Origin of the sequence: Pectobacterium sp. S5 (assembly GCF_051707265.1) — a bacterium.
Taxonomy (GTDB): domain Bacteria; phylum Pseudomonadota; class Gammaproteobacteria; order Enterobacterales; family Enterobacteriaceae; genus Pectobacterium; species Pectobacterium polare.
In genome coordinates this window covers 140,194-160,204 of sequence record NZ_JAULSZ010000005.1, presented here as the reverse complement: position 1 = coordinate 160,204, position 20,011 = coordinate 140,194, and the positions used below count along the sequence as shown (strand labels likewise).

The window sequence follows — 20,011 nt, the reverse complement described above, 5'->3', positions numbered from 1 at the left end:
GACCTCGGCTCCGTTCAGAGCCGTGTTGAACTATGTAATTTTATCAGTTACCTAATTGAAACCATAGCTATCTTACCCTCTCTGGATAGGGCTAAGCTTATTCCATCTCCATAAATGTTAGTGGTATCGCTAATTAATTCTATATTCCACGATTTGCTTTTTGCCAATTTAATCCAATCCTCTAAATTCCAATTAACAATATCCTCTAATTTAATAAAATTGTTGCTTTTCCCATGAAAATCAATGTTTATTGCAACTACAAACTCATCTTCAACTAAAATACTTATATTTCCATATATATAGTTATATATTTTTGATTTTCTACTTATTTTTTCTGGCTTTGAATCAGGCTCACCTAAAGATGAGATAATATCTAATATAGAGGATCCTATTTTTACATTTCCAAACTTATTAGAATTTATGATGTCGTGTAAACTTTCATTTTTTAGATGATATTTTTTCTTTTCCATTAGTTACATCCTACCCTAGAATTGAATCTTTTAACATTCCTAGATATATCTTTAAGCTCTCTAGAACGACCATTGGCGAGATCTCGCAATGAACCAGATTCTCTCTTCGCGTGTTCTAGAACGGATTTTACACCATCATCTGATTTACTAATTATATCGTTTCTAAATCTAGCATCTGTTTCGAATTTTTTCTTGGCTTCAATTATTGCTCTCTCAACTTTATCATTCCCTGCTTGGTTTGGTATGGCATTCTTAAAGGTTATTCCTCCTTTGTGATCGGGCCTAACTGATAGCTCCACATTGCCTGGAGCATAAAAATGAAGTCCTTTTTGTACAATATCGTTGTATCCCGGAGAATGAATTTGCCATACAGAATAGTCTAGCCCTAAAGGATCGATCCAACTAATCGGATTAGGCGCATAGGCATACAGATTTTCCCCGCCCGCCAGCCCTATCGGGTCTTGCGTAGTAAACCTGCCTACAGTGGGATCATAGTAGCGGAACAGGTTGTAATGCAAACCGGTTTCGTCATCGGCGTATTGTCCGGCGTAGCGTAACGGCTGGGATTCCACCGGTTTGCCGTTGCGGAACCTTTCGCTGTCCTGCGTCTGCCCGTTGAGGGCTCCGAAGCTGCTGTAGTCGCCGCTCCAGCGGACCGCGCCGTCCGCATCCATCATTTCCAGCGGTGCGCCATTCAGGTCCGTGTTGAACCAGCGGATATCGCCTTCGTTATCACTTGGGCACTGGGTGATACGCGCTAACGGTGACCACCAGACGTTCGGGTCATAAATATAACTTTCTGTTCGGTCAGCGTGTTTGGCCTGCAACAATCGGAAGCCTTCCCACAGGAAACGTGTTTCTTCCTGCTTTCCGTCTTCGCCCCAAATAACGGTTTTACGAGTGCGTCTGCCCAGGGCGTCATAGTTGTAGTAGGCGACAAACTCGCCCTGCGGACCCCGGCCCCGTGCTTCCAGCAGTCGATTATCAGCATCGTACTTGTAAAATTGCTCTGTTTCGCCGTCACGCCGCCGCGTCAGGTTGCCCTGACTGTCATACTGATTCCACAGGTTACGCCAGTTCAGCAGGCGGTTGTCCGGCAGCGGAAGCGGGGCTGAACGTGAGTGGCCCGCATCCTGTATATTGTCCGCCGCATCGTAGCCGTAGGCCCGGTGATGCACCTGCCAGTGCACGTCAATGCGCTTCAGCAGACGGCCTTCTGCATCGTAATCGTACTGCACGTCCCCGCGCAGAGTGTCATTGACCGAGGCCAGTTCGCCGGATGCGGTGTAGCTTAGGGCCCGCGATAATATTTGCTGTTCCGGCTCTGCGACATCCCAAAGTCCGCTGCGTTGTGAAGTCAGGCGGCCTAAACGGTCATAGTCCCGTCGCTGTTCGCGCCGTCCCTGTGTACGGGTGACCTCCCGGTGCAGACGGTCACGGGTAAACTCGCTGACCACCTGATGATTGAATTTAACCGTGCTGACATGTCCAGAGCCGTAGCGCAGCCAGTGCAGCGCGTCGCCATCCGGCAGAGACAGGGTACCCACATTCCCCAGTGCGTCCCGTGTATAGCCGATGTCTCCCTCACTACCACACTCTCCCGACAAATAGCCTGCGGTATCATAGGCCAGTCTGACCTCATCGGCGGTGATACCCAGTGCGAGGCCTTCCTCGGTAGGCTCGCGTTTTAGCGCAACCAGCCGCCCTCTGTCACTGTGCTGGTAGTGAAACTCGGCGTGTGCATGTGCGCGACGTACCAGTTGCCCGGCCGCATCATGCTGATAAATGTGCGAGATGGCTTCATCATTCGCTGCATTTCCGCGTTGTGATCGCTGACACAGGTGGCCTGCGTCGTCGTAGCAAAAAGTTAGCTCGACGCCATCTACGCGCCGTTCTTTAACCAGTCGGCCGACGGCATCATAGCCAAATTGGTATTCCGCGCCGTTGCCATTCTCTAACCGCAACAACAGCCCGCGCGTGTCATAGTGCCAGCGTTTTGTCCGGCGGAGGCGGTCTGTCACACTGACGGGCTGGCCCAATACGTTATACTGCCAGCGTACTTCGCTGTTCTGGGCATCACGCCATGTTTGTAACTGACCTCGGGCATTCCAGCGTAGCGTTTCCCGGCGACCATCCGGGTAGATAACGCCAGTCAGTTGCCCGCAGGCATCCCATTCCCGGCGGGTAGTGTGGCCTTCCGCATCGACAGAAGCCAGCAGTTGTCCGTAATGGTCATACTCAAAGGTGCTGCATTGCCCCGAACAGTCAGTACGTGCCGTCAGCAGCCCCTGGTGATTCCAAGCGAGTGTGACGGTGCCGCCCAGTGCATCGGTGATGCTGTCCGGTAGGCTATCCTGCGCATGGGGATAGTGATAACGAGTGATATTCCCTAATGCGTCTGTTTCCTCAACCAGCCGGTCGAGGTCGTCATACTGCATCTGCTCACGGCTGCCGTCGGCATAGGTCACCTGCACAACATTATCTGTCAGCCGATACCACTGGTAGTGTGTTTCACGGTCCAGCGGGTCAGTTTCACTGAGCATGCGACCGTAGTCGTCCCAGATGGTTTTGCGGCATGCGCCGCCGGGCAGGATGACCTCGCACAGTTCGCCATCGTCGCCATAACGCATAGCCGTAACGCGGCCATCGTAATCGGTAAAGCTGACGACGTGGTCATTATTGTCAAGCACCCACTGCGCGACGATGCCATCCTCCCTGCGGGCGGTTCTCCGTTGTCCGGCAAAGTCGTACTCCAGCGTGAGTTGTTCACCCGCGCTATTGCGGTATGCCACCACGCGAGGTAAATCGGCAATCTCCTGCCACTGATATTCGCTGAGCAGGCCGTTGGCATCTTCATGGCTGGCCATCAGCCCGTCATCCTGCCAGGTAAAACGACGGCGCACGCTACCGCCCCGCCCGGTGACGGTGACAAGCTGCCTTTGCGTATTGTAGGTATAGTGCACGAGACAGGTCGATTCATCCAGCCAAGCGCTTTCCAACCGACCATCAAGATATCGGCAGGTAATGTGTTGCCCGGCACTGTCCGTCAGTGTGTTAAGCGTGTCGTCGTCGTTCCAGAAAAGGAGTATGTCATTGCCACATGGCTCGGCAATGCGTGCCAGCACGGCCTTTCCCTGCGAAGACAACGCCGTGTAATACCATATTTCACCGTCTGGCCCATAAACCGACCAGCTTTCATCCTGATGATGCTCCAGCCAGCGTTTCTCTGCTGGGCAATAGGTTCGCTGGCCGATGGGAACGAAAGGGAAGGAAATCAAGTCGCCTGACGGTGCACGCCAGACCAAACCGTCCTGATAGCGCGTCAGCGTTGTTTCCCAGAATAGGCTCCATCCTTTTCCCAGAACGCTATCGCTGGGGTTACCGCTACGCCAGTAACGTTGCCAATACACGGGTAAGCGAGAGGGAAGGACAAAGTCCAGTTCATCTTCATCCGACAGAAATTTTTGTCCGCTCACGATGTCTATCGGGCGGGCGATAATGCCCCCAGCCGCGACACCGGTCATGAGCACACCAAAGCGGCAGGCAATGCGTTGGATCTTATTGATACCGGGGAGTTTTTGTAAAAGCTGACCCAGTTTTCCGATCTTGCTCGCTGCGCCGCCGACGCCACCAATCAGTCCGGCGAAAAGCAGCGTTAAATCAGAGACTTTATAGAGCCATTCAGGAACTTCCGGTTTGATGGGTAATGTGGATTTGGCTTTCCCACCGATGAAAACATTGGAAGAACCTTCCGTGATAGTGGCGCCACAGTTCACTTTATCGCCAAGGCGGGATGCGGGCTGGCTGTTGATGTATACCGTTTCCGAGCCCTGCGCCACCTGCATGGAAGGCCCATCTTTGCTACAGCTGGCCACACTCAGGGTGGCGAGGGCGGCCTTCATACCGTTGATGAACACATTGCGTGAGCCTGTATCAATGGTTCCGGCTTTTGACATGCTGCTGGCACCCGCCTCGGCAATGCCATCACGCGCTTTTTCTGCCAGCACGCCAGTCGCCCAACCCACAGCAAAACTGAGGCCAATCAATAGCACGCCAACGCCCAGGCAAGAGGAGGCGAGACCCGCCACAAATAAGGCACCGGCAGCAATGCCACCGACTGCGGCAATCAACCCACCGACAATGGTGCCCGCAATCATGCCTGCTAACGCACCTGAATGCCCGATCCCATCACCAACGCGTGCGGCTTCAAACATAACAATATTCCTTATCGTTATTGGTTAAACGTAAAGCTCCCGATCAGGGCGTTGAATCGAGATTCATCGGCAGCAGAAGGCGCGGCGGTTTTCGATAGGGTGAAAACCAGAATCTGTGCGCTATCTAATGCGAATACCGCCTGCTGCTGCCAAATGCGTTGACCATCACGTATATAACTCGCCTGAAGGCTTTCACCTTCCAGTACGTTATTGCCTAACCAAATCGCTTCACGGCCCTGTGTTTTCCAACCTTTAAAATGCTGAACCATCAGATCCAACTGCCTATCGATATAGCCGCTCAATACCTCTCCGTCGTTCAGTACATCGCGTGAAACCGTAAAAGCAGGTTCGCCTTCCTGACTGGGCGTGAATGCATTCACCGTGCGATCGCAGTAGCCGTCAGGCAGTGTGATGCGGCCTTCGGTGAAGATGCAGTGGGAAGAAGATGTTGTCGTCACGATAAAATGTCTCGAATAATGATGTGGTTGTAAGCGCTAAGCCACCACACCTATAGTATGGTGGCTCATTCCCTGATTATTTATTTAAATCAATACGTTCACTTCCGATTACGTTGACTTTAACGCCTTTGATATCGATATTGCCGTTCTGATAAATGGTCAGCGAGCCTGCTCCCGTCGTCAGTTCGATATTGCCGCCAGTCGAGGTGATGGTGATATTTCCCGTTACCGTCAGCTTCTCGTTCATCGTGACCTCGGTTTCTCGGCCTGCCCCGATGATGACTTTCTGGGCACCCTGAATCTCTGTTCCCTGATTCTCGACGACGTTAAGAATTTGATGGCGGCCTATGACACTGATCTGATCTCGTCCGACGTTTTCTGCATGATCGACGCCTACACCTGTACTGCGGTTATTCAGCACTACGGTGTTCATGTCTTTCTGTGCGTGGATAAACACTTCTTCCTGACCGGCCTGATCCTCAAAGCGCAGCTCGTTGAACCCTGCGCCCTTGTGCGTTGAAGTACGCAGTGAAGTGCGTGTCTTGTTCGCCGGCAGTGGATACGGTGAGGGATTGGTGGCGTGGAAGGTGCGGCCCGTCACGATCGGCTGATCGGGGTCGCCTTCAAGGAAACTCACAATGACTTCATGGCCGATGCGTGGGATGGCGATCAGGCCATACTGACCGCCCGCCCAGCCCTGGCTGACCCGTACCCAGCAGGAGCTCTGGTCATCGCTCGCGCCGTAGCGGTCCCACGGGAATTGCAGTTTCACCCGGCCGTACTGGTCGCAGTAAATCTCTTCACCCGCCGGGCCGACAACGGTCGCGATTTGCGGGCCGTCTACCATTGGCTTGTACGGCAGGTCGGCGCGCCAGGTGGTGCTGGCTTTCACGACCTCGAAGCTGTTGCTGTAGGTGGTCGGTTCGCCGCCGCTTTCTTCTTCCAGCGCCTGCGGCTGCTGTCCGCTGTGGGTGATGGCAACCAACTGCCAGGCGATATTGAGTGCCAGATTGGGGTGTTCGGTTAAGGTAAAACTGCTGCCCGGCATCAATTCAGCGGCATTGGATTCGCCTGAGCCGGTCATCGCGCCTGCTCGCAGTGCGTCCAGCCGATAGCTGGTAAAGGCTTTGCCGCTCGGGTCTTGCTTAAAACGACCGGGGTAGTCGAAGTGCTGATAGCTTTCGCGCTGGTGCTCCAGCTCACCACTCATCTTGTTGTGCAGCAATCCATAGGCCGGGGTTTTGAAGCTGTAATCCTTCAGCGCCACCTCGGCAGTTCGCACCGCCTCGGAATAGCGGAAACGGCGTACATACGCTCCTTCGCTCAGCCCTTGTGTGGCAAGGTTGAAAAACAGCTCAGGGCCTTTCGCCAGCGCGCCAGCATCGTCGGCAAAAACCAGCCGATGTTTGCCTTCCTCAAACTCATGGAAGAAGTACAGGCCTTCTTCTGCGGCCAGTCGGGTAATAAAGGCTAAATCGCTTTCCCGATATTGCACGCAGTATTCGCGAACCGCGTGCTCGTTACGCAGCGCAAAGGCGTAGTCGGTGATGCCCGCTTCTTCCAGCAGTGTGCCGATAATCGCTTCCGGTTTCTGTGCCTGAAAGAGGCGGGCGTTGGTACGCAGCCCCAAACGCCACAGCGCCGGACGGACTTCTGCCTGATAGCGCGTGCGGCGAAAACCAGTGTCGCCCTGCGCGAACGCGCTGACAATGCCGCTTACTCGCCTTTGGAGCTCGCCTTCGTACCACACCAGCAGTTCACAGGGCTGGTCGAGAACAGCACCAAAATCGATCCCCGGTAAGGGGCTGGCCAGATTCAGCGACAGGGCAAACGGCTGGTTAAGTGCCTCGCTGAGCTGAAAATCCACCACGGCAAAGGTCGATGCAGGCAATGCGCCGACCTTAACGGTGAACTGTAATCCTGTACTGTTTGCCATCCGTCCTCCTGATGCTGTCATCCACACTCAGGCATGGCGTGGGCCATGGCTCAATGCAGAAAACCCGGGCAAGCCCGGGTTAAATAGAAACTTATGCTTCGACCGGCGCACGCCAGTCATCGGAACCAGAAGTCCCTGCAACGGTGTGTTCCCAATCGATTTTGCGGTAGGCCAGCGACACTTCGATCAGCTGGGTGTAGTCCAGCTTCGCTGGATCCTGGCAATGTGGCATCTGGCAGTTAACGTCAACGATGGTGGCATCGGTCAGTACGGTAGAGAAGAAGTGCTCTTGCTTACCTTCAACCGACGTGCGGTACCATTTCAGGGTCACGGTTGGCAGCATTTCGCCAGACGCCAGGGCGTTGTACATCAGTGGAACCGCTTTGTTCAGCGCGACGGTGAATTTGAACGGTTTGTGTACACGCTGACCGGACGGCTGACCAGACTGTGGGTCGGTCGGTACGGTGACAATGTGTTTGAATTCCTGAACCAGCATTTCGTCTTCGTGGCCTTCCACATAGATGTTGCCGACAGAATCAGAAGTGAAAGCACCCGCGGTGATGTTGCCCTGAGTTTTACCTTCGATGCTGATATAGCATGGAGTTGGCATAGTCTTGCTCCTTGTTGTTAAACGGAATGAGTTGTTGAACAGGGTTAGTACTTCGCCGTTCACATAGCAATTCATGTGCCAAAATTTATCTATTTGTTTTATAAATGAATTTACCTAATTCAAATTTTTACTAAGCAAAATTTGAGCAAGAAGTTGCGCAGACTTCCTGAATCGTTTGCAGACATTGCGCAAAAAGTGATTTACACCAGAAAGTGAGCAAGAAATTGCGCAGAGTGCGCAGTTATACTGAAAGTTTTGGTTAGGGATGTGAGATGACCGTCTTTTCGGAATGGATTGACTATTGATTGGGGGTAAATCAATGTTATTACCGATTAAAAATGCGGAAAATAATTCAAGAAGCTAATCGTTAGTCGCCTGATGTTGTGGCGGTAAGAATAGGATGGCAAAAACTGGGAGAGTGAATAAAAGAAGGGAATATCTGATCTTGGCATACTGCAAGTGGGCAGTAAAAACAGTGGGGCGGTGCTTTGCCCCAACCGTATGTCGTTTAATGCGCGTCTATTTTTGTGGCGAATTAGCCTTCCTGCATCGCCTTTTCAACTTCTTCCGCCAGAATCACAATACCGCGTTCAATTTTTTCCGGCTCTGGCACATAGTTCATGCGCATGCATTGATGAGCGTGCGGCCAGTCCTGATCTAAGCCGGGGAAGAAATGGTGACCTGGCACCATGAGGACACCACGTTTTTTCAGGCGTTGGTACAGAATTTCCGTCGTGATAGGCAGATCCTTGAACCACAGCCACAGGAAGATCGCGCCTTCCGGCTTATGAATCAGACACTGCTCGGGCGACAGGTAGCGGCGAATGATCGCGATGGTTTCCGTTACGCGCTGCTGGTAGAACGGGCGTATGACGTCATTAGATAAGCGCAGCAGATCGCCACGCTGAATCATCTCGTGTGCCAGCGCCGGGCCGACCGCGCCGGGAGACAGGCTAATGATGCCGTTCATGTTGCCGATTGCGGAGATCACCTTTTCATCCGCAATGACGATACCGCAGCGTGAACCGGGCAGACCCAGCTTGGACAGGCTCATGCACAGGATGATGTTCGGGTTCCACAGCGGTGTGGCATCGCTGAAGATGATGCCGGGGAACGGTACGCCATAGGCGTTATCAATCAGCAGGGGAATGTTGTGCTGCTGCGCCAGAATATCCAGACGCATCAGCTCGTCGTCGGTCAGCACGTTACCGGTCGGATTGGTCGGACGGGAGACGCAGATCAGCCCGATCTCATCGGTAATCGACAGGTGATCGAAATCGACGTGATATTTAAATTGCCCTTCGGGCAGCAGTTCGATCTGTGGGCGAACGGAGACGAACATGTTGTCGTCCAGCCCGGAATCCGAATAGCCGATATATTCCGGTGCCAGCGGGAATAGCACCTTTTTCAGGCTGCCGTCGCTGTGGCGACCAGCAAACAGGTTAAATAAGTAGAAAAACGCACTCTGGCTGCCATTTGTTAGTGCAATGTTCTGTGGTCCAATCTGCCAGCCTAATTCATTACTCAGTAGCTCGGCCAGCGCCTTAAGCAGCGTATCCTTACCTTGCGGGCCGTCGTAGTTGCATAGCGCTTCCGTTAATTTCCCTTGTTCCAGCATATCCTGACACAGCTGTTTGAAGTAGCTGTCCATCTCCGGAATATGTGCCGGATTGCCGCCGCCCAGCATGATTGCGCCTGGCGTACGCAGCCCTTCGTTCAGGTCGTCCATTAATTGGGTGATGCCAGCGTGGCGCGTGAATTTCTTGCCGAAAAGAGAAAAGTTCATAGTTTATTTATCAGTGGTCGTACACAGGTTACCGGCAACCATAGCGCTTGCGCCAATAGGGTGCAATGTGGTCAAAAAACAGACTTGTAATTTTTTATCCCGCGTAGCGTTTACTATTTAGAATAACTTGCTGATGTGAACATGAATGTGGGAATGGTTTCAGACGGTAGGCTGTATTTTGCTGAAACGACTTCAGCTTTTACCGATCGATATCTCAATAATTCTGCAATTATAGATGCCATTCATGGTGAATTAGTGATGCTAATTGGATAAATAACGCGACAATGCCGAATTTTTCCATCTGGTGATAGCTATCACATTCTGACCATCCGCTGATTTGTAGTCTTTAGCTCGCATTAGCTAAAACAATTCAGCAGAGAGGGATGGTTAACATGAAAAAATTACTGGCTATAGGCATTACACTGGCGCTGACATCATGGCAACTATCGGCACAGACGTTTGTGCTGACAGATGCTGAAGGCAGTGTGGAAAAGGGAAACTGGCAAATTGGCAGTGATGCCCTGAAGATAAAAAATCAGCATTTCAGCATTGAGCAAAAAGTCCTGCACGGCGGACGTCAGGAAGGCAGTAAAGTGATCACGATTACCAGTCAGGACGGCCTGAAAATTGCCCTCAGCCCGACGCGAGGGATGAACTTGCTGCATGTGACGGGCAAAAACATCCGTTTGGGGTGGGATTCGCCGGTTGATGAGGTCGTCAACCCGAATACCATCAATCTGGAAAGCCGTAACGGACTGGGCTGGCTGGAAGGTTTCAATGAGATGATGGTGCGTTGCGGCTTCGAATGGACAGGGCACCCGGTCGTCAGTGATGGGATGATCTATACCCTACATGGCCGCGCGGGCAACACGCCAGCTTCAAAAGTGGTGGTGGAAGTCAGCGATAAAGCACCGCACACCATTACGGTGCGCGGCCTGTTGAAGGAAAACAGCTTTAAGAAGTCGAATCTGGAAACCTGGACTGAGCTGCGTTATGTCCCCGGCAGCGAGTCGTTTACCGTGCACGATGTGCTGACCAACAAAGCCGACTACCCGCGCGACTACCAGATTATCTACCACAGCAATTTCGGTACGCCGATTCTGGAAGAAGGCGCGCGTTTCATCGCACCGGTAAAAGACATTTCTCCGTTTAATGACCATGCCAAAGCGGGTCTGGCAACGTGGCAAACCTACAAAGGCCCGACAAAAGACTTTGATGAAATGGTGTTCAACATTACGCCGTATACGGATGCACAGGGCAAAACGCTGGCGGCGCTGGTGAACAAGGCGGGGGATAAGGGCGTGTCGATTGCCTTTGATACCCATCAGCTGCCGCTGCTGACGCTGTGGAAAAACACGGACACGGAAAAACAGGGCTACGTCACCGGGATCGAGCCCGGCACTAACTACGCCTATCCGGTTACGATTGAACGCGAACAAGGGCGGGTCAAAAAGCTACAGCCCGGCCAGAGCACGACATTTGAGCTGACATACAGCCTGTTGAGTAGCGCTGATGCGGTACAGAAAACGGAGCAGAAAGTGAAAGCCATTCAGGGTGACAACAAAACCACGCTGACGGAAAAACCTATCGCCATTGAGTAACGCTATCTATGCCGACCACAGAATCTGGTGGTCGGCTATCTCACGTCATGGTTACGCTTAGTCATTGTCACGTAACGCCATAATTATCTTTTCTTATCCGTTTTTTCATTTTACGCGTACCTTGAGGAAGGTATTTGTTACGTATTTGATCAGGGGATGAGGATGTCGTTGAAAGATGCGCTGCTTGCGCTTTGTGTTGTGGTGCTATGGGGCGTGAACTTCGTGGTGATCAAGGTCGGGCTGAACGACATGCCGCCTTTCTTACTGGCAGGGCTACGTTTTTCGCTGGTGGCGCTCCCAGCTATTTTCTTTGTTCCTTTCCCACGTATTCCCCTGAAATGGTTGCTCGCCTATGGCATGACGATCAGCTTTGGTCAGTTTGGCTTCTTGTTCCTCGCTATCAAGCTGGGTATGCCCGCGGGAATTGCGTCGCTGGTGTTACAGGCTCAGGCCTTTTTTACGCTGCTGGTTGGCGCGGTCTTGCTGTCGGAAAAGCTGCGCTGGAATCACGTCGTCGGCATTCTGGTGGCGGCGCTAGGGATGGTGGTGCTGGCAGAAGGTCGCACAGCGCTGCAAATGTCATCCGGAATGACCACTACCACGCTGCTACTGACGCTGGCGGCGGCGCTATCATGGGCGGTGGGCAACATCATTAATAAAGTGATCATGAGCCAAAACCGCGACGTGCGCATCATGTCGCTGGTGGTGTGGGGGGCGCTGGTGCCTGTCGTGCCATTTTTTATCAGCTCCTGGCTGTTTGAAGGTCGGGACGCGATTGTCCATAGTTTAACGACCATCCAACTGCCGACGATTTTATCTCTGGTTTATCTGGCATTTGCGGCAACCATCATCGGCTACGGGATTTGGGGAAGCCTGCTGGCGCGCTATGAAACCTGGCGTGTGGCACCCCTGTCGCTGCTGGTGCCAGTGGTTGGGTTGGTCAGCGCCGCCGTTTTTCTGGGCGAAGCGCTCTCGCGACTACAGATCGTGGGGGCGCTGCTGATTATGGTCGGCCTGTTGGTGAATGTGTTTGGTGCGCGGCTGCGTTTATGGCTGCGCTCCCAGCCGCTGTAGCACAAGGCCGAACCGCTAAGGATCATGGACGTGCGATAAAACGCACTCAGTGAAATCAATGGAATAAAGGAGTTTTCATGAGAATAAGAAACACAGTATCGGGAAGAACGGTAGCGGGAAAATTGCTGTTGTCACTGAGCGTGACGGCGCTGCTGGTGAGTGGAGCTGTGCAGGCAGCATCGGCCCCTGCGGTGGAAGCGAAAAACGGTATGGTGGTCAGCTCGCAATATCTGGCTTCGCAGATTGGCGTCGATATCATGAAAATGGGCGGCAATGCGATTGATGCCGCTGTGGCCGTGGGTTACGCGCAGGCGGTGGTGAACCCCTGTTGTGGCAATATCGGCGGCGGTGGATTTATGACGCTGCACCTGGCCGATGGGAAAGATACCTTTATCAACTTCCGTGAAACGGCACCGGCGGCAGCCAGCGCCAACATGTATCTGAACGCGGATGGGAGCGTGAAAAAAGACGCGAGCCTGTATGGTTATCTGGCCGCTGGCGTACCGGGAACGGTGCTGGGACTGGATACCGCGCTGCAAAAATACGGCAAATTGACGCGCGAACAGGTGATGGCGCCGGCGATTAAACTGGCGCGTGAAGGCTTTGAGCTTACGCGAGCGGACACCGATATTCTGGACACTACCGTCAAGCGCTTCAAAGCCGATCCTGAAGCGGCGCGTATTTTCCTGCGCCCTGACGGCAGCGCGTTGCAGCCCGGTGATAAGCTGGTGCAAACCGATCTGGCGAATACGCTGGCAGCGATTGCCGCTAAAGGGCCGGATGCTTTCTACAAGGGCACGATCCCGCAGACGGTGGAGAAGGCGGCAAAGCAGGGCGGCGGGATTCTGACGGCGGCTGATTTTGCCAATTACCGCATTACCGAAACGGCACCCGTAACCTGTAATTATCGCGGTTATCAATTTGTCTCTTCGCCACCACCCAGTTCTGGTGGCATCACCATGTGTGAAATTCTCAATATTGTCGAAGGTTACGACATTAAATCGACAGGCTTCAATTCGGCAGCCACCGTGCATGTGCTGACGGAAGCGATGCGCCACGCCTACATGGACCGCAACACGTATCTCGGCGATCCGGCGTTTGTGAGTAATCCCGTCGAGCGCCTGTTGAGCAAGGACTACGCCGCTGAAATTCGCAAAAAAATCGAACCGGAGAACGCGACGCCGTCCCAGAGCGTGCAGCCGGGGATTGGCCCGCACGAGCGACCGGAAACGACGCACTACTCCATCGTGGATAATCAGGGCAATGCGGTGTCCACCACGTATACCGTGAACGGGCGTTTTGGTTCGGTGGTGATCGCGCCGGGGACGGGCTTCTTCCTCAATAACGAAATGGATGACTTTACCGTGAAGGTTGGCGAGAAAAACCTGTACGGATTGGTGCAAGGGGAACGTAATTCTATCGCCCCCGGTAAGCGCCCACTTTCGTCCATGAGCCCGTCACTGGTGACGAAAGATGGCAAAGTCTTCATGGTGCTTGGTTCGCCCGGTGGTTCGCGCATTATCACCATCACGCTGCAAACGGCGCTGAATATCATCGATCACGGCATGGCACCGCAGGAAGCGGTGGACGCACCGCGAATCCATCATCAGTGGCTGCCGGACGAGGTGTATTACGAACAGCGTGGGCTGTCTGCGGATACGCTGAACCTGCTGAAGCAGCGCGGTTACAAGATGGTGGAACAAACCCCTTGGGGCGCAGCGGAGCTGATTCTGGTCGGCTTACCGGGCGCGGCGGGCGTGACGCCTGCGGATTCCGGTAATGACTCGGCGGTATCTGGCAAAGTGCGTGAAGGTTACCTGTACGGCGCAAATGATATCCGCCGCCCAGCAGGGGCTGCTATAGGGTATTAATCGGAAAGCATGTCAGGGGAAGCTGTTCGCTTCCCCTGATGCCAGTGACGTCACGCCCTGCTATGAAGTAATCAGAGAAAAGGTGCTGCTACTGATTTATTTCATTTCTGCAATTCGTAGACTTTGAACGTATTCTCGCTATCGATACCGACCAGCTTATTTTCCCCGGCACGACGGAAGATGAAGTCATCTTTCTGGCCGCGTGGAATACGAATCAGCTCATTATCAAGATGCGCCTTAACCGATGAATTCCCCTTCATTTTCACCGTGCCATCTTGCGCGATAAACAGCTCTGGCCCGCCGCTGCGCGTTACATAGTGCCCGACTGGCAAACCAGAGGCTGGGGAGGAAATGTCACTTTCCGTGAGTGACTGTAGAGCTTCGGCTTTTGGGCATCCTTTACTATTCCATTCCAGCGCATCGCAAGCCCGCTGTAGTGCATCTCGGGCGGCAAGATATTGTCCGTTACTCCACAATGCGTTGGCGGCTTCATTACACATTTTCCCAGACAATCCAGTGCGACATGATTCAACAATGGTAGCGATCCATTCTGGCTCGAGTGGCATTGGTAAATCCAGATTCGTTGTCGCGGCTAATGCTTTTTTTATTCGATCGCCGGCAAAAGCAATGCTGTCCCACTGTTCACAAGCGGCGTAAATATTATCCAGGCATAGTTGTTTAAGTGTATTAACATCACTTTTTTGCATTAGCGTTGAGCATGCTGACATATTCTCCCAACACTGTTTACCTATCTCACTTTCCGGTTTTTTTACATTTTCACTACACTCTTTGGCTTCCGTTAAGACATATTCCCCAGTGAAATCTTTAAGTGTTTTACGGTCGGGGGAGATATCAAAGTCTGATGTCATGAGTGATTCCATGGAGACCATGTCAACTTTGTTGTCATTCAGAATATAGTGCTCTGTGATGCGATCGTTTTTATATACGTTGTGTAATAGCTGGCTATTAATGACATGAACTTCAAACCCACGAGCGCTCGTATAAATCCCGCAACTGAGCCCCGCGGATGATGGTTGGGCGAGGACGGGAAACGCGAGGAGAGTTATGATGAAAAGGAAAAGCGTACGTAACTGCATGAATAAAGACATCGTGCTTCACTCCATTGATGTGTGTATTTATTGCCGCAATCGCTTGGCAAGAGCACAAATTATACTCGTGTTGTTTTTCAATGGCGAACTTATTTTTAGATTCAATTATAAGGAGTGTTGGTTTTTATATTCCCCATGTTATCTTATTTTATTTTTTTTAGTTTATGATTACGATTATAATATAAAACAGTCTAGAGGTTTTTATATTCAGTAAAACTAACAATACTGTATTTTGACATGCTGTTCATTCTTAATTATTGGGTTTCCGATGTTATGGAAACCCAATGAGGTCTTAGGTGGGAAGGTTACTTAAAGTCCGCGTACGGTATGAGTGGCTGCGGTGGGCTGTCGAGATCGCCCTGCCAGCCTGAGGCGGAGTAGCGCAGGTAGATGAGGCCGTGGCTTGGGGTGTAATCCTTCGCTTGCTGAATGTCGATACCGACACCCAGCGTCCAGTGTGAGCTGAGGCGGCGTTCGACGATGGCACGCGCCGTGTAGCCGAAGCCGGAACTGCTGCTGCCCTGTTCGATGGCGTCTCGGTCGGTGATCGCGGCGTTGCCCAGCAGGCCAGTCAGTGGGTAGCGACGCTGATCTTTGGTCGAAGAACGTGACCACGACAGTGAGCCGCCGAGTTCCCACGACCAGTTTTCCGTCCGCTGCCGGTAGTTCAACGGCACGCCCAGCGAGAAGTATTGCTGCGGGCTGTAGTAGCCGCCCTGACCGAGTGAATAACCGCTTAAATCCTTCTGGTGACGCCACCACATGCTGTTCAGGCCGACCGTGACGCGTCGGTTATCCTCATTAATCAGCTTGTAGTAATAGCCTGCCATGGCGCGGGCGCGGTCATTATCGGCCACGTTTTTCCCCGTAATCTGGTGGACGCTGAAATCACTCCAGACGCCGTGCGCGTCGCCCCGATCGTAGCTCAGCCCGAGGCTGACGCCTGTGGCACGCACGCCGCCCCAAGTAATGCCTGTTCCCGGGTCTTTGGTGCCGCCGAAGGCGAGTAACGAGCTGGAGATGGGGCGGCGCGATGCCGTCGCGGTCCAGCCGATTTGCCGCCAGTCACCGCTGTAGCTTGCGCCACCGACGATATCGACCACGTCGAAGCCGAGCGGTGTGGTGCCGATATCCGCCGACCAGCGATCGTTCTTCCAGCCTGCTGCGACGCTGGTGCCGGTGGCTTTCTGCGATTTATCGCTGAAGCAGTCCTGCGTGGCACAGGTGCCGAAGGTTTCCCGATAGGCACCGTTGCTGTCCGTCGAGAAGGAACCGGCGTTCATCTGTACGGTATCGGTGCGGAAGAAAGCGCGGCCGTCGTACAGCGGCATGTCTATCTGCAACAGGGTGTTGTGGGCGCTCAGGTCGGAAACGCCGCCGGTACCGCTCGAACTCGAGTAATCGTGGTCAAGCGTGACGGTCACATCCTGCTTACGATACAGGTCCGCCGCATCGGCGCGGATGCTGCGCTGTAGCCAGTCGTCTCCTGTCTGATTGCGCGTCAGTCGGGTGTAGTCATCGTCACTTTGCGGCAGAGCGGGCGTGATGCCGCTTGCGACCATCGCCTGTTTATAGTCTTGCTGCGCCTGCTCAGGTTGAGATTGTTGCTGTTCAACACGCGCCGCATCGCGATAGACCAATGCCTTAGTCTGACCGATCGGCTCTTTCTGCGCATCGATTTTGAGCTGGCGGAAAAGTGCTGTCGATTTTTGCGGATTTCCGACCGCTTGCCAGGCGTTGGCGACACGCCGCTGCGCATTGAGCGTATCTGCTGCCTGCGCCGGGAGCTGGTTCAGACGCTGACGTGCCTCATCTTGCCGACCCTGCGCGATAAATGCGTCGATCTCACCTAATTGTGCATCGGGATTCTGCGGCTCCCGCGTGCGGATGCGTTGATAATTCGCCAGCGCCGTCGCGTATTCACCTCGTGCCAGCGCCCAGTCCGCCAGCAGCAGATCGATACGGGTATCGTCAGGTTGCTGGCGCAGGAAAGCGATAGCGGCGGGTTCATCACCTGCATCGCGCATGGCTTCCGCTTTCGCCAGCGTGGTCTGTATCGTCAGACGTTGGGATAAATTGCGCATGTCGTCGCTCCACTGTGCTGCGGGAAGCGTGTTCAGGTGAGCGAGTGCTTGCTCATCGCGATTGGTCGATGACAGATAAAGTGAGTAAACATAGTTCTTCTGTGCGTCGGCTGGTGGCACAGCGGTCGCGCGTTGTACCACGCTGTCGGCCTGCTGCATTTGCCCCAACTGGCGCAGCGTCTGGGCATAGCGATAGGCAAACCAAATATCGTTCGGATCCTGCTGGTTCGCCTGACGATACTTCTCTTCCGCCTGCGTCCACTGCTGCTGTTCCGCAAGTTGGTCCGCCTGCTGTTTCAGGATATTGAGTTGTAGCGCAGCAAGCGTCTCCCGCATCGTGTTTTGCTGACTGCGCGACAGGCTGTTGAGGTAAGTGAGCGCTTTCTCCGGTGACTGCCGCTGATAAATCCCGACCAGACCGCGCAGGGCGTTATCGTTGCCGGGTTCAAGGTGTAAAGCCTGCTGATAGAGCGGCTGGGCGGCGGTATCATTTTGGCTGGCAACGGCGACATCGCCCAGACCAATCAGCGAATAGGGATTGGTGTTATCCATCTGGCGTGCCTGCTGATATTTCTGGCGTGCCAGCGGGAGATTATTGGCTTTTAGCGCGTTGTCGCCTTCCGCAATGGTGGTCCAATATTGCGTACTTTGAATCAGTCCTTCCCATTTGCCGCTGTTCAGGCGATTAACATCCGCCTGTAGTGCCTTCTGGAACTGTGCCAGCGCTTTTACCCGATCGCCTTCGCGCAGGTAAACCAGACCCACTGCGCCGATCAGTTCGGGATCGTTGGGTGTGACGGCCAGCGCCTGATTTAACTCACCGAGCGTGGCGCGGTTGCCCCCGCCGCTTTCAACCTCCGCCAGACTGCGGAGACGCCCCTGATACGTGGGATCGGCCAACATTCCCTGCTGGCGGTTGAGTTCTTTGCGCGCGGTTTCTGCCTGTTCACCGTCATCAAATACCGTCAGGAAGCGGTTGAGTTCCGCCACGCTCTGCGGGGTAACCGTCATCCGGCCAATAATTTCCAGCCAGAGCGATGCCGCCTGACTGCGTCCGACGGGATCGGTAGACAGTTGTTTCAGCAGCGGGTAGGCCTGTTCGTTGCGATCCTGACTGAAGAGCAGGCGTGATAACGCCATGCGCAGCGGAACATTGTTGGGGTAAACCTGATCCAACGCTTCCAACTGCTTAATCGCGACGGGTACCTGATTCGGCAAACGAGAAACCAGACGCCAATACTCCACGGCGAGATCGAGCGTGGGCGGCTCGCCGTGAAAGAGCGTGTCGTACTGCGCTTTGGCTTCCGCGTAACGCCCGGCGGTAGACAGCAAACGCGCCTGCTGTAATTGCTGACGCGTGGCTTCCTGCGTCAGCGCCAGCGTCATCTCTGCCTGCCGGTAAATGGCAGAATCGGGAGCCACAGTCTTCAGCTTGTCCAACTGCTGGCGCGCCTGTGCCTGATCGCCTTGACGCAGTGCCAGCCGCAGTCGGGCGGCGATAACGTCGGGGTTATCCGGGTTAATCAGCTCCAGCCGATAAAGCGACTGACGCACGAGATCGTCTTTGTTGCTGGCTTCTCCCAGACGTACCTGTTCCATTAGAAATTGTTCTGGCGATGCGGTTTCCGCGCTGGTTGCCTGCGGTGCCGCAATCAGCAATAACGGCAGGAAGCGCAGCCAGTTTACGGTGTTGTTGTGCATTGGCTGCCCCGAGACGGTAAAAGTTGGCCTTGTGAGGTGAAGCGATAGCGCTTCTGATCCCATCCCTGACCAAAGAGCGTCAGAGAGGCGGAGAAATACGCATCGTCACCCGGTGGATTGGCGGCGAGCCGCTGTCGCTGGGCGGCCAGGGCGTCCGCCTGGCGGGATAGCATTGGCAGCAGTGAGGCGGAAAAACCTACCGATCCCTGTCCGGTGACGGCGCCTGTCGCGGTGTCCGCTTTTTCGGGCGGTAGCCCTTGCTGGATCGTCTGCTGCATCATCGGTTGAAACTGTTTGAGCAAATCGGTTTTCCCTCTGCTGCTGTCGGCCATCATCCCCGCCCACAGATAGACGCGGATGGCGTCATAGCTGCCGACATTGGGTTTGGTGGTATCGGGCTGCCAGCCTTTGTCTTTTTGCCAGATGACCCAATCAGGCGAAAATCCTTTTGGCGCGGTTTCCAACAGCAGGCGCTGCGTGGTGCGCTGCATCGCTTTCCACTTCTCATCCAACGGAGCAAATCGGGCCAGCAGCTGCGGCGGAAGGTAGCTGGGGTTCAAGCGCCAGCTCTCTTTCTCTGCGAAGCCTACTTTGCCGGGCAATAGCATCACGCCCAGCCCCGGAATCGTCACCACTTCTTCTTTGGCGATGCGCGCGAGCAGCGCGGTGCCCAGCGCCTGATAGCGCGCCTCTTTCCACAGTCGGCCAGCTTCAAGCAGGCTATAGGCAATCCACAGATCGGCATCGGATGCGGAGTTCGGGTCCAGCACCGTCCACTGTTTATCCGTGTTCTCTCCCCACAGCCAGGCGGGCAGATTAGCGCGCAAATCGCCTGCGGACAGGTTGTCTTCCGTCCATTTCAGCAGCCGATCAAACATCACGCGATCGTTGGCGACCAGCGCAAAGAACAGGGCGTAGCTTTGCCCTTCGGACGTGGTGATTCTATTGGGTGTTGAGGTATCAATCACCCGTCCTTCCTCGCTGATGTAATACTGCTTGTACTGCTCCCAGGCTGGCCAGTCGCAGACGGCTGCGGTGGCCAGGGAAGCCCATAGCCACAGCAGCGTGGCGATCAGGTAGCGCAGCACGCGTGGCAT

The 20,011-nt window shown here is 54.0% G+C and carries 12 protein-coding genes; 3 read left to right on the top strand and 9 right to left on the bottom strand.

Annotated elements, in window-relative coordinates; translation table 11 throughout:
- Positions 1 to 47 precede the first annotated feature (47 nt).
- The 6 genes from QWJ20_RS17875 to QWJ20_RS17850 all read right to left on the bottom strand — a co-directional run bounded on the left by QWJ20_RS17875 (position 48) and on the right by QWJ20_RS17850 (position 9,474).
- Positions 48 to 470 carry a hypothetical protein gene (locus QWJ20_RS17875; protein ID WP_433993139.1) on the bottom strand — a complete coding sequence of 141 codons (423 nt, stop codon included), beginning with the start codon at positions 468 to 470 and terminating at the stop codon, positions 48 to 50.
- Positions 470 to 4,684, bottom strand: coding sequence for an RHS repeat-associated core domain-containing protein (locus tag QWJ20_RS17870; RefSeq protein ID WP_433993138.1), 4,215 nt, complete (start codon positions 4,682 to 4,684; stop codon positions 470 to 472). The genes QWJ20_RS17875 and QWJ20_RS17870 overlap by 1 nt, the downstream gene beginning before the upstream one ends.
- A 17-nt stretch (positions 4,685 to 4,701) precedes the next feature.
- Positions 4,702 to 5,142, bottom strand: coding sequence for a DcrB-related protein (locus QWJ20_RS17865; protein ID WP_095993330.1), 441 nt, complete (start codon positions 5,140 to 5,142; stop codon positions 4,702 to 4,704).
- A gap of 76 nt (positions 5,143 to 5,218) precedes the next feature.
- Positions 5,219 to 7,078, bottom strand: a complete 1,860-nt coding sequence (locus QWJ20_RS17860) for a type VI secretion system tip protein VgrG (RefSeq protein WP_433993137.1) — start codon at positions 7,076 to 7,078, stop codon at positions 5,219 to 5,221.
- Positions 7,079 to 7,169: 91 nt separating this feature from the next.
- Positions 7,170 to 7,688 carry an Hcp family type VI secretion system effector gene (locus QWJ20_RS17855; protein WP_012822145.1) on the bottom strand — a complete coding sequence of 173 codons (519 nt, stop codon included), beginning with the start codon at positions 7,686 to 7,688 and terminating at the stop codon, positions 7,170 to 7,172.
- 535 nt (positions 7,689 to 8,223) lie between these two features.
- The gene (locus QWJ20_RS17850; protein WP_433993136.1) at positions 8,224 to 9,474 is read right to left on the bottom strand and encodes a valine--pyruvate transaminase; all 1,251 of its coding nucleotides are present in this window, start codon (positions 9,472 to 9,474) and stop codon (positions 8,224 to 8,226) included.
- A 392-nt stretch (positions 9,475 to 9,866) separates the two neighbouring features.
- Here QWJ20_RS17850 and QWJ20_RS17845 point away from each other — a divergent pair, with 392 nt between their 5' ends.
- The 3 genes from QWJ20_RS17845 (at position 9,867) to ggt (ending at position 14,020) form a co-directional block, all read left to right on the top strand.
- Positions 9,867 to 11,075 (top strand): aldose 1-epimerase family protein, encoded by a 1,209-nt coding sequence (locus QWJ20_RS17845; RefSeq protein ID WP_103184809.1) that lies wholly within the window; start codon positions 9,867 to 9,869, stop codon positions 11,073 to 11,075.
- Between the two features lie 162 nt (positions 11,076 to 11,237).
- Positions 11,238 to 12,149, top strand: coding sequence for an EamA family transporter (locus QWJ20_RS17840; protein ID WP_174877186.1), 912 nt, complete (start codon positions 11,238 to 11,240; stop codon positions 12,147 to 12,149).
- 77 nt (positions 12,150 to 12,226) lie between these two features.
- Entirely contained in the window at positions 12,227 to 14,020 is a 1,794-nt protein-coding gene (gene ggt / locus QWJ20_RS17835; RefSeq protein WP_433993135.1) for a gamma-glutamyltransferase, read from the top strand.
- Positions 14,021 to 14,121: 101 nt separating this feature from the next.
- Here the strand turns inward: ggt and QWJ20_RS17830 are convergent, their stop codons facing one another.
- From QWJ20_RS17830 to bcsZ, 3 genes are all read right to left on the bottom strand, one after another.
- Positions 14,122 to 15,129, bottom strand: coding sequence for a hypothetical protein (locus QWJ20_RS17830; protein ID WP_433993134.1), 1,008 nt, complete (start codon positions 15,127 to 15,129; stop codon positions 14,122 to 14,124).
- Positions 15,130 to 15,434: 305 nt separating this feature from the next.
- Positions 15,435 to 18,914 (bottom strand): cellulose synthase complex outer membrane protein BcsC, encoded by a 3,480-nt coding sequence (gene bcsC / locus QWJ20_RS17825; RefSeq protein WP_433993133.1) that lies wholly within the window; start codon positions 18,912 to 18,914, stop codon positions 15,435 to 15,437.
- Positions 18,896 to 20,011, bottom strand: a complete 1,116-nt coding sequence (gene bcsZ / locus QWJ20_RS17820; protein WP_433993132.1) for a cellulose synthase complex periplasmic endoglucanase BcsZ — start codon at positions 20,009 to 20,011, stop codon at positions 18,896 to 18,898. The genes bcsC and bcsZ overlap by 19 nt, the downstream gene beginning before the upstream one ends.

Coding starts and splice junctions, on each gene's coding strand:
- QWJ20_RS17875 (WP_433993139.1), bottom strand. CDS start 470: ATGGAAAAGAAAAAATATCATCTAAAAAATGAAAGTTTACACGACATC.
- QWJ20_RS17870 (WP_433993138.1), bottom strand. CDS start 4,684: ATGTTTGAAGCCGCACGCGTTGGTGATGGGATCGGGCATTCAGGTGCG.
- QWJ20_RS17860 (WP_433993137.1), bottom strand. CDS start 7,078: ATGGCAAACAGTACAGGATTACAGTTCACCGTTAAGGTCGGCGCATTG.
- QWJ20_RS17855 (WP_012822145.1), bottom strand. CDS start 7,688: ATGCCAACTCCATGCTATATCAGCATCGAAGGTAAAACTCAGGGCAAC.
- QWJ20_RS17850 (WP_433993136.1), bottom strand. CDS start 9,474: ATGAACTTTTCTCTTTTCGGCAAGAAATTCACGCGCCACGCTGGCATC.
- QWJ20_RS17845 (WP_103184809.1), top strand. CDS start 9,867: ATGAAAAAATTACTGGCTATAGGCATTACACTGGCGCTGACATCATGG.
- QWJ20_RS17840 (WP_174877186.1), top strand. CDS start 11,238: ATGTCGTTGAAAGATGCGCTGCTTGCGCTTTGTGTTGTGGTGCTATGG.
- ggt (WP_433993135.1), top strand. CDS start 12,227: ATGAGAATAAGAAACACAGTATCGGGAAGAACGGTAGCGGGAAAATTG.
- QWJ20_RS17830 (WP_433993134.1), bottom strand. CDS start 15,129: ATGTCTTTATTCATGCAGTTACGTACGCTTTTCCTTTTCATCATAACT.
- bcsC (WP_433993133.1), bottom strand. CDS start 18,914: ATGCACAACAACACCGTAAACTGGCTGCGCTTCCTGCCGTTATTGCTG.
- bcsZ (WP_433993132.1), bottom strand. CDS start 20,011: ATGCCACGCGTGCTGCGCTACCTGATCGCCACGCTGCTGTGGCTATGG.